Below are 12,850 nucleotides of genomic sequence, written 5' to 3' on the forward strand. Positions count from 1 at the left end.
TGTGACATTTCGATACAATTCGGGATCGCAATCCCGCTATTGGATTCATGGAAGGGTTTTATGCTCGAAATGTTGATGCAATGGTATCGCCGCCGCTTTAGCGACCCCGAAGCCATCGCCTTGCTGATTATTCTGGTTGCCGGTTTTGGCATCCTGTTCTTTTTTAGCGGTCTTTTGGCGCCGCTGCTGGTCGCCATTGTGCTGGCGTACCTGCTCGAATGGCCGACAGTACGGCTGGAACATATTGGTTGTTCACGGCGTTGGGCGACATCGATTGTGTTGGTGGTGTTTGTCGGTATTTTGCTGCTGATGGCGTTTGTGGTAATGCCCGTTGCATGGCAACAGGGGATCTACCTGATCCGCGATATGCCCGGCATGCTCAATAAATTGTCTGATTTTGCCGCCACCTTACCGCGGCGTTATCCGGCGCTGATGGATGCGGGCATTATTGATGCGATGGCGGAGAATATGCGCTCGCGAATGCTCACCATGGGCGATTCGGTGGTGAAATATTCGCTAGCTTCACTGGTCGGATTGCTGACGCTGGCGGTGTATCTGATTCTCGTCCCGTTGATGGTGTTCTTCCTGATCAAAGATAAAGGACAAATGCTGAACGCAGTGCGTCGGGTGCTGCCGCGTAATCGCGGACTGGCGGGGCAGGTGTGGAAAGAGATGAACCAGCAAATCACCAACTATATCCGCGGCAAGGTGCTGGAAATGGTGGTGGTCGGCGTGGCGACCTGGCTCGGCTTCCTGCTGTTTGGCCTCAACTACTCGCTGCTGCTTGCGGTGCTGGTAGGCTTCTCCGTGCTGATCCCGTATATCGGCGCTTTCGTGGTCACTATTCCGGTGGTCGGTGTGGCATTGTTCCAGTTCGGGCTTGGCACCGAGTTCTGGAGCTGTTTTGCCGTATACCTGATAATCCAGGCGCTGGACGGTAATTTGCTGGTGCCGGTGCTGTTCTCCGAGGCGGTAAATCTGCATCCGCTGGTGATTATTCTCTCAGTGGTGATATTCGGCGGCCTGTGGGGATTCTGGGGCGTATTCTTTGCTATTCCTCTGGCGACGTTAATCAAAGCGGTAATGCATGCCTGGCCGGATGGTCAGGTCGTTGATGAACCCTAATCTGTTTGCTCCGGCGATGCAATATCGCCGGAGCCGAACTTGTCTGACCTCTATCCACACATTCTGAATAATCTCTTCTGGTGTCGTTTTTCTCTGCGTTTGTCTTTAACTTGACCCGCGTGATGTCTTTAAGTCACGCAAGGAATAAGGCCAACAGGAGAACAAAATGGGTCACAACACACACACGCAGCAGAAGGTGGGATGGGGCGGTTATCTCGCTTTTTTTATTACGATTATTCTTTTTTCCGGCATGTTTGCGAAAAGTACCGAATGGTGGCGAGTCTTTGATTTCACCGTTCTCAACGGTGCGTTTGGGCAGATTAATGCGGTGGGGGACACGGCGGTCTCTTTTCGCGGCACGGGCGGTATGGGCGCAAAAGACGGCTTCTTATTCGCGCTTGAGCTGGCGCCTTCCGTCATTCTTTCACTCGGGATAATTTCCGTCACCGAAGGGCTGGGAGGGTTGCGTGCGGCACAGCAACTGATGACGCCAGTCCTGCGCCCGTTACTCGGTATTCCGGGTATTTGCTCGCTGGCGCTGATTGCGAATTTGCAAAATACCGATGCTGCGGCAGGGATGACTAAAGAAATGGCGGAAGAGGGCATTATCACTGAACAGGAACGTGCCATTTTTGCCTGCTGGCAAACCAGCGGCAGTGCGTGTATTACCAACTATTTTTCCTCGGGTGCCGCGCTGTTTACGATGGTTACCGTTCCGGTGATTACGCCGCTGGCGGTGATCCTTGTCTTCAAATTTGTGGGTGCGAACCTGCTGCGTTTGTGGATTGCGCAGCTGGAAAATCGCCGTACGCAGCAGGAGGCGTGAGATGACAACGCAAGTACGTAAAAACGTCATGGACATGTTTATCGATGGCGCACGGCGCGGATTCACTATTGCAACAACCAGCCTGTTGCCTAACGTGGTAATGGCGTTTGTGATTATTCAGGCGCTGAAGGTGACGGGACTGCTCGAGATTGTCGGGCGGGTATGTGAGCCGGTAATGGCGCTGTGGGGACTGCCGGGGGAATCTGCTACCGTACTGCTGGCGGCGGTGATGAGTATGGGAGGCGGCGTCGGTGTTTGCGCCAGCCTGGTTATCGCCGGTACGCTTTCGGGACATGATGCTACGGTGCTGTTACCGGCTATCTACCTGATGGGCAATCCGGTGCAAAATGTGGGACGCTGTCTGGGTACCGCGGGGGTCCATCCCCGTTATTACCCGCTTATTATTGCGGTATGCGTAATTAATGCGCTGCTCTCTATTTGGGTTATGCAGGTTATTGCCTGACAAGGAAGGTTATGAGCTGTTCCATTCTTAATTTGACGTTGTTCCAGCAGGGACACATGTACGCGCCGGAAGACTTAGGACGCCAGGATATACTGGTGTCTGACAGCAAAATTGTTGCCATCGCGCCGTCGATTTCCCCTGACGATTTTCCTGGCTGCGAGTGTATCAATCTTGACGGTGCGATTGTGTGCCCAGGATTTATCGATCAACACGTCCATCTGATTGGCGGCGGCGGAGAAGCGGGGCCGCACACCCGCACGCCGGAAGTGCGCTTGTCGCGGCTGGTTGAAGCTGGCGTCACCTCGGTGGTGGGATTGCTGGGGACAGATGGTATTACCCGTCACCCTGAATCGCTGCTGGCGAAAACCCGCGCGCTGGAATTTGAAGGCATCAGCGCATGGATGCTGACCGGGGCGTATTCTCTGCCTTCCCCGACCATCACCGGCAGTATCGATCGCGATGTGGCGCTGATCGATAAAATCATTGGCGTGAAATGTGCTGTTTCGGACCATCGTTCTTCAGCCCCGGACACCTCGGCGCTGGCAAACATGGCGGCGCAGTCGCGCGTTGGCGGATTGTTAGGGCGCAAGCCGGGGATTAGCGTCTTCCATATGGGCGACAGCCCGCGCATGCTGGAGCCGTTGTACCAGATCCTCGAAAGTTGCGATGTACCGATTACCAAGCTGCTGCCCACACACGTCAATCGTGCGGAACCGCTGTTTCAGTCGGCGCTGGAGTATGCCCGCAAAGGCGGTTATATCGACATTACCAGCAGCATTGATGAACCCGTCGACCCGGCCACGGCTATCGCCACGGCGCTACGCCAGAACGTGCCGCTGTCGCGTATTACCTTGAGTTCAGACGGCAACGGTAGCCAGCCGGAATTTGATGACTACGGTAATCTTACCGGCATCGGTGTCGCAGGGTTTGAATCACTGGCTGAAACAGTGCGCCAGTTGGTGAAGGTTCATGCCATACCGCTGGAATTGGCGCTGTGTCCGCTGACGCGAACGGTCGCAGAATTTTTGGGACTGGAACATAAAGGGCGTCTGGCGGTGGGATGCGATGCCGACATTCTGGTGCTCAATGATGCGCTTGAAGTTCATCACCTGTGGGCGAAGGGAAAAGCCGTCGTCAGAGAGAAAAAAGCCTGTGTAAAAGGGACGTTTGAATAAACGACGTTGATGCCGGATGGCGGCGTAAACGCCTTATCCGGCTACGGAGTTATGCGGATGGTGGCCTGATAAGACGCGTGGCGTCACCATCAGGCGCTATCCGGCAAAATGTAAATCAGGCGTTCTCTTTCAGCCAGTTCATTACCACGTCGTGGTGGTTGCTGGTTTTGAAGTCATCAAACACATGCTCAATTTTCCCTTCAGCATCAATCAGGAAGCTGATGCGGTGGATGCCATCATAGGTTTTGCCCATAAATGACTTCTCACCCCAGACGCCGAACTGCTCGCAAACCTGGTGATCTTCGTCGGACAGGAGCGTGAAGTTAAGGACTTCTTTCTCCGCGAATCGGGAAAGCTTCTCTGGTTTATCGGTGCTGATTCCCAGCACTTCAACACCTGCTTTTTTTAACTCATCCATGTTATCGCGCAGGCCGCAGGCCTGTACGGTACAGCCGGGTGTCATGGCTTTCGGGTAAAAATAAACCAGAACACGCTGTCCCTGGAAGTCGGTTAAATTTACTTGTTCTCCGTCTTGATCCGGCAAGCTAAATTTCGGTGCGATATCACCGGCTTTCAGTGGGTTCATTACTTAACTCCATCCTGTTCATCATGCTGTGAGTAATTGACGACGTTAATACTGCCTTGCGCATTGAGTTCTGTACAGAGTGCTTTAAACGCATCTTCAATATTTGCCGAATCATGTGACGCAGGACTATGTGCGGTAATTTGAATAAACAGCTGTGCCGCCTTTTCGTTCTCAGCCGGTTGCGTGCGTGAAACCAATTCCGCAATATTCATTTGGTGGCTGTCAAACAGGGCGGTAAAGCGTTCAATCAAATGCGGAGAATCAGGAACATCGACCTGCACCCATACCGTAGCGGGCATCGCCGGACGGGGGCGTGCGGTCGTGCGCTTCATCACAATCAGTAAATCCAGCTCTGCACCTTTCAACGGCAAGGTTGATTCAATTAGGGTTATGGCATTCCAGGTGCCCGACAGCAACATGATAAACGTGAACTCGTCACCCAGCATGGCCAGTCGGCTGTCTTCGATATTACAGCCGCAACTGCTGACATGACGTGTGATGGTGTTCACAATTCCCGGGCGGTCAGCACCCAGCGCAGTAATGACCAGATAGTGTTGCGATGACGATGTCAAACCTGTTCTTCCTTTGAGCGGTGAGGTAATCATAAGGAAAGCATAAAAAAAACATGCATACAACAATCAGAACGGCTCTGGTCGCTTGCTTTTATTGTCGTACCAAACGTACCATTGAGACACTTGTTTGCACAGAGGATGGCCCATGTTCACGGGAAGTATTGTCGCGCTTGTTACGCCGATGGATGAGAAAGGTAAAGTCTGCCGGTCGAGCCTGAAAAAACTGATTGATTATCATGTCGCCAGCGGCACCTCGGCGATCGTTTCGGTTGGCACCACCGGTGAGTCTGCCACCCTGAGTCATGATGAACATGGCGATGTGGTGATGATGACCCTGGAGCTGGCCGACGGGCGTATTCCGGTGATTGCCGGAACCGGCGCTAATGCGACCGCGGAAGCCATTAGTCTGACGCAGCGTTTCAACGACAGTGGTGTTGTCGGCTGCCTGACGGTGACGCCTTACTACAACCGCCCAACCCAGGAAGGTTTGTTCCAGCATTTCAAAGCCATCGCTGAACATACTGACCTGCCGCAAATTCTGTATAATGTACCGTCCCGTACCGGCTGCGATATGTTGCCGGAAACCGTTGGTCGCCTGGCGAAAGTAAAAAATATTATCGCTATTAAAGAGGCCACGGGGAACTTAAGTCGCGTTCACCAGATCAAAGAGCTGGTTTCAGACGACTTTATTCTGCTCAGCGGTGATGACGCGACCGGACTGGATTTTATGCAGCTCGGTGGTCATGGCGTGATTTCCGTGACGTCTAACGTTGCGGCACGCGATATGGCCGAAATGTGCAAACTGGCGGCAGCCGGGAACTTTGCCGAGGCGCGGGTGATTAACCAGCGTCTGATGCCGTTACACAACAAACTATTTGTCGAACCCAATCCTATCCCAGTGAAATGGGCGTGTAAGGAGTTGGGACTTGTGGCGACCGATACGCTACGTCTGCCGATGACGCCAATCACGGATAATGCTCGTGAAATCGTCAAAGCGGCGCTTAAGCATGCCGGTTTGCTGTAAAGTTTAGGGAGATTTGATGGCTTACTCAGTACAAAAGTCGCGCCTGGCCAAGGTTGCGGGTGTTTCGCTTGTTATGTTGCTCGCGGCCTGTAGTTCTGACTCGCGTTATAAGCGCCAGGTGAGCGGTGATGAATCCTATCTGGAGGCCGCACCGCTTGCTGAGCTTCACGCTCCAGCTGGGATGATTCTGCCGGTTATGTCGGGTGACTATAATATCCCGGTCACCAACGGCAGCGGTGCCGTTGGTAAAGCGCTGGACATTCGCCCGCCGGCTCAGCCGTTAGCACTAGTCACCGGTGCTCGCACTCAGATCGCGGGTGATACGTCGACATTACTGGTGGAAAATGGTCGTGGCAACACGCTGTGGCCACAGGTCGTTAGCGTCATTCAGTCTAAAAACTACACGATCACCAAACGTGATGATGCCAGCCAGACGTTGACCACCGACTGGGTTAACTGGAACCGTCTGGATGAAGACGAGCAGTACCGTGGACGTTATCAAATCTCGGTTAAACCGCAGGGCTATCAGCAAGCGGTAACGGTGAAACTGATTAACCTCGAGCAGGCGGGTAAACCCGTAGCTGATCCAGCATCAATGCAGCGTTACAGCGCTGAGATGATGAACGTTATCTCCGCAGGTCTGGATAAGAACGCCACTGATGCCGCGAATGCCGCGCAGAACCGCTCTGCCGCCACCATGGATGTTCAGAGTGCTGCCGATGACACCGGTTTACCGATGCTGGTGGTACGTGGACCGTTCAACGTGGTATGGCAGCGTCTGCCGGCAGCGCTTGAGAAAGTGGGGATGAAAGTGACCGATAGCACCCGTTCTCAGGGCAGCATCGCCGTGACCTACAAACCACTGTCTGATAGCAACTGGCAGGAGCTGGGCGCAAGCGATCCGGGTCTGGTATCCGGCGACTATAAACTGCAGGTCGGTGATTTAGACAACCGCAGTAGCTTGCAGTTTATCGATCCGAAGGGGCATACCCTGACGCAAAGCCAGAACGACGCGCTGGTCGCCGTCTTCCAGGCAGCGTTCAGTAAGTAAAAATAAAGGGCTGGATAACTCCAGCCCTTTTTTTCTGATATGATACGCAAACGTGTGCGTCGGCAGAAAAACGCAATATTTATCGTTAATTCACACCCAGGAGTAATAAAGATGCAAAAGCAAGCTGAGTTGTATCGTGGTAAAGCGAAGACCGTATACAGCACGGAAAACCCGGACCTGTTGGTGCTCGAATTCCGCAATGATACGTCAGCAGGGGATGGCGCGCGCATTGAACAGTTTGATCGTAAAGGCATGGTGAACAACAAGTTCAACCATTTCATTATGACTAAACTGCAAGAAGCGGGCATTCCTACCCAGATGGAGCGACTGCTTTCCGATACTGAATGTCTGGTGAAAAAACTGGAGATGGTACCGGTTGAATGTGTGGTTCGTAACCGCGCAGCAGGTTCCCTGGTTAAGCGTTTAGGCGTTGAGGAAGGTATTGAACTGAATCCGCCGCTGTTTGATCTGTTCCTGAAAAACGATGCTATGCACGATCCAATGATTAACGATTCCTATTGCGAAACTTTTGGTTGGGTGAGCAAAGAGAATCTGGCGCGTATGAAAGAGCTGACCTACAAAGCCAACGACGTGCTGAAAAAGATGTTTGATGATGCCGGTCTGATTCTGGTCGACTTCAAACTTGAATTTGGTTTGTATAAAGGTGAAGTGGTCCTGGGCGATGAGTTCTCACCGGACGGCAGCCGTCTGTGGGACAAAGAAACGCTGGATAAAATGGACAAAGATCGCTTCCGCCAGAGCCTGGGCGGCCTGATCGAAGCCTATGAAGCCGTCGCGCATCGTCTGGGTGTGAAGTTAGACTAATCCTCCCCTGAGCCGGCGATCGCTCTCCGGCTCATCAATCCCGCCGATTTTGATTACTGTTTCTTATGGTAATCCTGTTCCGAAGCGCCTACGATCATCATCATAATGAATAAAAAGTTGAGGTGATTATGCGCTGGCAAGGGCGTCGTGAAAGTGACAATGTGGAAGACAGACGAAATAGCTCCGGTGGCGGCCCTTCTATAGGCGGCCCTGGTTTTCGTTTGCCCAGTGGTAAAGGCGGCATCATCCTGCTGATTGTGGTGCTGGTGGCGGGATATTATGGCGTGGATCTCACCGGATTAATGACCGGCCAGCCAGTTTCCCAACAGCAATCATCACACTCCATCAGCCCAAATGATGATGAAGCAGCAAAATTTACCTCGGTGATTCTGGCCACCACGGAAGATACCTGGGGGCAGCAGTTTGAAAAAATGGGCCGGACCTACCAACAGCCGAAGCTGGTAATGTATCGCGGAGCGACGCGTACCGGCTGTGGCGCGGGTCAGTCGGTGATGGGGCCGTTTTACTGCCCGGCGGATGGTACGGTGTATATCGACCTCTCATTTTATGATGACATGAAAAACAAGCTGGGCGCCGATGGTGATTTTGCTCAGGGCTATGTTATCGCCCATGAAGTGGGCCACCACGTGCAGAAACTGCTGGGTATTGAACCGAAAATTCGCCAGATGCAGCAGAATGCCTCACAGGCTGAGGTGAACCGTCTTTCCGTACGTATGGAACTGCAGGCGGACTGCTTTGCCGGCGTCTGGGGCAACAGTATGCAGCAGCAAGGCGTGCTGGAGTCCGGCGACCTGGCAGAAGCGCTGAACGCCGCTCAGGCCATTGGCGACGATCGCCTGCAGCAGCAGGGACAAGGACGCGTTGTGCCGGACAGCTTTACCCACGGCACTTCTGAGCAGCGGCTTAGCTGGTTCAAACGCGGTTTTGACAGCGGCGATCCGGGACAATGTAATACTTTTGGTAAAGGCATTTAAGCTACTGAGGCAGGGATGTCTGATAATACGGCGCTGAGCGCGTTAACCGAACAGATGGCCCACGAAGGGATCCGTCGTCTGCTGATTATCAGTGGCGAGGGGAACTGGTGTCAGGAGCGGGCATTAGCGCTACGCGACACGTTACCCGGCGACTGGTTATGGGTGGGCGCACCCGCCCCTGCTGAGCCAAACTGTACGCCACAGGCGCTGCAAACGTTATTAGGCCGCGAGTTTCGTCATGCGGTTTTTGACGCCGGGCAGGGATTTGACGCTGCGGCGTTTGCCGCCTTAAGCGGAACGCTGATCGCCGGGAGCTGGCTGGTTTTGCTGACTCCCCCCTGGCATACCTGGCACACGCATCCGGACGTGGATTCACTGCGCTGGAGCGACTGTGCTGAACCTATCCCAACGCCGCACTTTGTTGAACATGTCAAACGGGTGATTTCCCGTGACGGACAGGCTCTGCACTGGCAGCAGCATCACGCAGTTTCCAGCCCGCGTTTTCCTGTTCGTGCAGTCTGGCACGCGGCAACCGGTTACCCTCAGCCTGAACAGGCGATGATTTTAACCCAGTTGCTGGATATGCCTCCCGGCGTGGCTGCGGTCACAGCTGCACGTGGCCGGGGCAAATCGGCTCTGGCAGGGCAACTGATAGCACGTATCAACGGGACCGCGATTGTCACCGCGCCTGCTAAAGCGGCAACGGATGTGCTGGCGCAATTTGCCGCAGAGCGATACCGCTTTATGGCCCCGGATGCGCTGTTAAGCAGCTCTGCAACCGCAGACTGGCTGATTGTGGATGAAGCCGCCGCGATCCCCGCGCCGCTGCTACACCAACTGGTTGCGCGTTTCCCTCGTACGCTGTTAACCACCACCGTACAGGGCTACGAGGGAACCGGCAGAGGCTTTTTGCTGAAATTCTGCGCCCGCTTTCCCCATCTTCGACGCTATGAGTTGCAACAACCCGTACGCTGGGCGCAGGGATGTCCGCTGGAGAAAATCGTCAGCGATGCGCTGGTGTTTGACGACGAAACCTTTGCGCATGCCCCCTTGGGGGAGCTTAGCTTCTCGGAATTTGAGCAACTCTCATGGCAGACAAACCCGGCGCTGCCGTTAGCGGTATATCAGCTGCTTTCCGGCGCGCATTATCGCACCTCGCCACTGGATCTGCGGCGAATGATGGACGCGCCGGGTCAGCATTTTCTTCAGGCTTCGGCTGCTGACTCGGTGGCGGGCGCCGTCTGGCTGGTCGACGAGGGGGGATTATCCGCAGAATTAAGCCAGGCCGTCTGGGCCGGATATCGCCGACCAAGAGGAAATTTGGTTGCGCAGTCACTGGCGGCGCACGGCGGAGACCCATTGGCAGCGACGCTCGTCGGGCGGCGGGTCAGTCGAATTGCGGTTCATCCCGCACGTCAAAGAGAAGGTATTGGGCAACAGCTGATTCTGCAGGCCCGGCACTATTGCACGCAGTGCGACTATCTGTCCGTCAGCTTTGGTTATACGGCTGAATTATGGCGTTTCTGGCAGCGCTGCGGTTTTGTCCTGGTACGGATGGGTAATCATCGGGAAGCCAGCAGCGGCTGTTATACCGCTATGGCGGTGCTGCCCATCAGCGAAGCGGGAAAATGCCTTGCCCGGCGGGCGCACCTGCGCCTGCGACGGGATGCGGAGATTCTTGCTCAGTGGAACGCAGAGCGCATTCCGCTGGTACCGCTGAAAGAGACTACGCTTAATGAGGATGACTGGGGTGAGCTGGCTGGGTTTGCCTTCGCGCATCGACCATTACTGACATCATTAGGTTGTCTGAGTCGTTTGCTTGAGCGCAGCGAGTTGCCTCTTCCGGCATTGCGCGGGCGTATACAGGCTCAACGCAGCGATGCTGAATTGTGCCAACAGCTGAAAATATCGGGTCGCAAAGCGCTGTTGGCAGTTCAGCGCGCCGAGGCGGCGCAGGCCTTAAAACAGCTGGATGCTGAACGTGAACAACGGCTACATAATCGCATTATGCAATGGCAATTTTTTCACTGACTTCTTCAATTTCCTGGCATGGTCATTGCGGTTAAGCGGCGTAGAATGATTCTCATCAGTTAAGGAGATCGCCATGAAACATGACCATTTTGTTGTTCAAAGTCCCGATAAACCCGCTCAACAGCTCTTGTTGCTGTTTCATGGCGTCGGCGATAACCCGGTTGCCATGGGCGAAATTGGCTCCTGGTTTGCGCCGCTGTTTCCAGATGCGCTAATCGTCAGCATTGGCGGGGCAGAGCCTTATGGTACGACTTCCGGGCGTCAGTGGTTTTCGGTACAGGGGATAACGGAAGAGAACCGCCAGGCGCGTATTGACGCGATTATGCCGGTCTTTATCGAAACCGTTCGCTACTGGCAGAAGCAAAGCGGCGTTTCGCCTCAGGCGACCGCGCTGATTGGTTTTTCTCAGGGCTCGATTATGTCGCTTGAGAGTATTAAAGCCGAGCCAGGGCTGGCGTCGCGGGTCATCGCCTTTAATGGTCGCTATGCCACGTTGCCGGAGGTTGCAACTACCGCGACGACGGTGCATTTGATTCACGGCGGTGAAGACCGGGTGATTGAGTTATCTCATGCCGTTGCCGCGCAGGAGGCGTTAATACGTGCCGGTGGGGATGTGACGCTGGATATCGTCGAAAATCTGGGGCACGCCATTGATGAACGCAGTATGCAGTTTGCGCTCGACCACCTGCGTTTTACCGTACCGAAGCACTACTTTGATGAAGCGCTGAGCGGCGGTAAGCCTCACGATGATGATGTGATTGAGATGATTTAACTCGCAGGCCGGATGGCGATGTGAAACCGCCATTCGGCCTGCGTTGGCTTATTTCTTCGGTTGATCCTTGTTTGGCCAATCGTCGTCGTCATCCCATTTATCGTTAAAATCACGATGCGGGGGAAGCTCCGGCTTATTGGCAAGAAATTTCTTGTGGTCGACGCGCTTGAGATCTTTAATCACGTTCAGCAATACGCCTACCAGAAACACCAACACTAGAATCCACCAGTATTTTGCCAGCCAGTCCATGCTCATTTCCTCTTACAGGAACACTCATCAGGCGACGAGTTGCTCCATGATACGTTGATACATACGGGCAAGCAGCTGCAGGTCGGCGGCATTAACACATTCATTAATTTTATGAATGGTCGCGTTGACCGGCCCCAGTTCTACTACCTGTGCCCCCATGCGGGCAATAAAACGCCCGTCGGACGTCCCGCCTGTAGTCAGTAACTGCGGTTTAATCTCATTATAGTGCTCAATGGCGTTCACCACCGCATCCACCAGTTTACCGCGTGCGGTCAGGAACGGCTGACCGGAAAGCCACCAGTCGACGGTATAACGCAACTGATGTTTCTCCAGCAGTTCCAGCACCCGGGACTTAATCATTTCATCGTTTAATTCGGTGCTGAAACGGAAGTTGAACTGGATAAACAGTTCGCCGGGAATAACATTGTTGCTGCCGGTTCCTGCCTGAATATTGGCAATCTGCATGCTGGTCGCCGGGAAGAATTCGTTGCCCTGATCCCACTCAATCGCCACCAGTTCATTAAGCATTGGCGCCGCGCGGTGTACCGGGTTATCGGCCAGATGTGGGTAGGCTACGTGGCCCTGCACGCCGTGAATGGTCAGATTGCAGGTCAGTGAACCACGACGCCCATTTTTCACCACGTCGCCAACGATTTCCGTGCTGGACGGCTCGCCAACCAGACAATAATCCAGTCGTTCATTGCGTGCCATAAGTGCTTCAACCACTTTTACGGTGCCGTTTTGGGCGCTGGCCTCTTCGTCAGAGGTTATCAAAAACGCCAGACGACCCTGATGGTTCGGATGCTGGGCGACAAAACGTTCTGCGGCCACGACCATTGCCGCCAGTGAGCCTTTCATATCGGCTGCGCCACGCCCGAACAACATGCCATCGCGAATGGTCGGTTCGAACGGTGGATTAATCCAACGATCGACATCGCCGACAGGCACTACGTCAGTGTGACCGGCAAATGCCAGAGTCTCACCTTTGCCGCGCCATGCCCAAAAATTCTGTGTGTCACCAAAATCCATACGCTCAACGGTAAAACCTACCGCGCGCAGGCGTTCAATCATTAACGCCTGGCACCCGGCATCATCCGGGCTCAGGGAAGGACGGCGAATAAGCTGCTGTGTCAGCTCAATAACCGGGCACGACATA

General features: G+C 54.2%; 14 protein-coding genes. 10 read left to right on the forward strand and 4 right to left on the reverse strand.

What is annotated here, in order from left to right; translation table 11 throughout:
* Window positions 1-60 precede the first annotated feature (60 nt).
* From O6D90_RS06575 to iadA, 4 genes are all read left to right on the forward strand, one after another.
* Window positions 61-1,125, forward strand: coding sequence for an AI-2E family transporter (locus tag O6D90_RS06575; protein WP_016153975.1), 1,065 nt, complete (start codon window positions 61-63; stop codon window positions 1,123-1,125).
* Window positions 1,126-1,291: 166 nt separating this feature from the next.
* Window positions 1,292-1,951 (forward strand): nucleoside recognition domain-containing protein, encoded by a 660-nt coding sequence (locus O6D90_RS06580; protein ID WP_016157116.1) that lies wholly within the window; start codon window positions 1,292-1,294, stop codon window positions 1,949-1,951.
* A gap of 1 nt (window position 1,952) precedes the next feature.
* Window positions 1,953-2,414: a YjiG family protein gene (locus O6D90_RS06585; protein ID WP_016157115.1), complete on the forward strand. Its 462-nt coding sequence runs from the start codon at window positions 1,953-1,955 to the stop codon at window positions 2,412-2,414.
* An 11-nt stretch (window positions 2,415-2,425) separates the two neighbouring features.
* Window positions 2,426-3,589 carry a beta-aspartyl-peptidase gene (gene iadA, locus O6D90_RS06590; protein WP_016157114.1) on the forward strand — a complete coding sequence of 388 codons (1,164 nt, stop codon included), beginning with the start codon at window positions 2,426-2,428 and terminating at the stop codon, window positions 3,587-3,589.
* A 115-nt stretch (window positions 3,590-3,704) separates the two neighbouring features.
* On the opposite strand, the gene bcp is transcribed toward iadA, so the two are convergent.
* On the reverse strand, window positions 3,705-4,175 hold the full coding sequence (bcp, locus tag O6D90_RS06595) for a thioredoxin-dependent thiol peroxidase (RefSeq protein ID WP_003835095.1): 471 nt from the start codon (window positions 4,173-4,175) through the stop codon (window positions 3,705-3,707).
* Window positions 4,175-4,747 (reverse strand): glycine cleavage system transcriptional repressor, encoded by a 573-nt coding sequence (locus tag O6D90_RS06600; protein WP_019077363.1) that lies wholly within the window; start codon window positions 4,745-4,747, stop codon window positions 4,175-4,177. The genes bcp and O6D90_RS06600 overlap by 1 nt, the downstream gene beginning before the upstream one ends.
* Before the next feature lie 145 nt (window positions 4,748-4,892).
* On the opposite strand from O6D90_RS06600, the gene dapA reads away from it, so the two are divergent.
* The 6 genes from dapA to ypfH all read left to right on the forward strand — a co-directional run bounded on the left by dapA (window position 4,893) and on the right by ypfH (window position 11,445).
* The gene (gene dapA / locus O6D90_RS06605; RefSeq protein ID WP_016153972.1) at window positions 4,893-5,771 is read left to right on the forward strand and encodes a 4-hydroxy-tetrahydrodipicolinate synthase; all 879 of its coding nucleotides are present in this window, start codon (window positions 4,893-4,895) and stop codon (window positions 5,769-5,771) included.
* Window positions 5,772-5,787: 16 nt separating this feature from the next.
* Window positions 5,788-6,822, forward strand: a complete 1,035-nt coding sequence (gene bamC, locus O6D90_RS06610) for an outer membrane protein assembly factor BamC (protein WP_016153971.1) — start codon at window positions 5,788-5,790, stop codon at window positions 6,820-6,822.
* A 111-nt stretch (window positions 6,823-6,933) separates the two neighbouring features.
* Complete coding sequence (gene purC, locus O6D90_RS06615; RefSeq protein ID WP_003835086.1) at window positions 6,934-7,647, forward strand: phosphoribosylaminoimidazolesuccinocarboxamide synthase; 714 nt, start codon at window positions 6,934-6,936, stop codon at window positions 7,645-7,647.
* A 128-nt stretch (window positions 7,648-7,775) separates the two neighbouring features.
* Window positions 7,776-8,642 carry a KPN_02809 family neutral zinc metallopeptidase gene (gene ypfJ, locus O6D90_RS06620; RefSeq protein WP_016157112.1) on the forward strand — a complete coding sequence of 289 codons (867 nt, stop codon included), beginning with the start codon at window positions 7,776-7,778 and terminating at the stop codon, window positions 8,640-8,642.
* Window positions 8,643-8,657: 15 nt separating this feature from the next.
* Window positions 8,658-10,673 carry a tRNA(Met) cytidine acetyltransferase TmcA gene (locus O6D90_RS06625; protein ID WP_016157111.1) on the forward strand — a complete coding sequence of 672 codons (2,016 nt, stop codon included), beginning with the start codon at window positions 8,658-8,660 and terminating at the stop codon, window positions 10,671-10,673.
* A gap of 73 nt (window positions 10,674-10,746) precedes the next feature.
* On the forward strand, window positions 10,747-11,445 hold the full coding sequence (gene ypfH / locus O6D90_RS06630) for an esterase (protein ID WP_016157110.1): 699 nt from the start codon (window positions 10,747-10,749) through the stop codon (window positions 11,443-11,445).
* A 48-nt stretch (window positions 11,446-11,493) separates the two neighbouring features.
* Here ypfH and O6D90_RS06635 read toward each other — a convergent pair whose 3' ends face one another.
* Entirely contained in the window at window positions 11,494-11,694 is a 201-nt protein-coding gene (locus O6D90_RS06635; RefSeq protein ID WP_003835080.1) for a YpfN family protein, read from the reverse strand.
* Window positions 11,695-11,721: 27 nt separating this feature from the next.
* On the reverse strand, window positions 11,722-12,849 hold the full coding sequence (gene dapE / locus O6D90_RS06640; protein WP_016153967.1) for a succinyl-diaminopimelate desuccinylase: 1,128 nt from the start codon (window positions 12,847-12,849) through the stop codon (window positions 11,722-11,724).
* Between the last annotated feature and the right edge of the window lies 1 nt (window position 12,850).

It is taken from the genome of Citrobacter sp. 21OH12SH02A-Citro, assembly GCF_027919895.1.
In the GTDB taxonomy this organism is placed as follows: domain Bacteria; phylum Pseudomonadota; class Gammaproteobacteria; order Enterobacterales; family Enterobacteriaceae; genus Citrobacter; species Citrobacter braakii.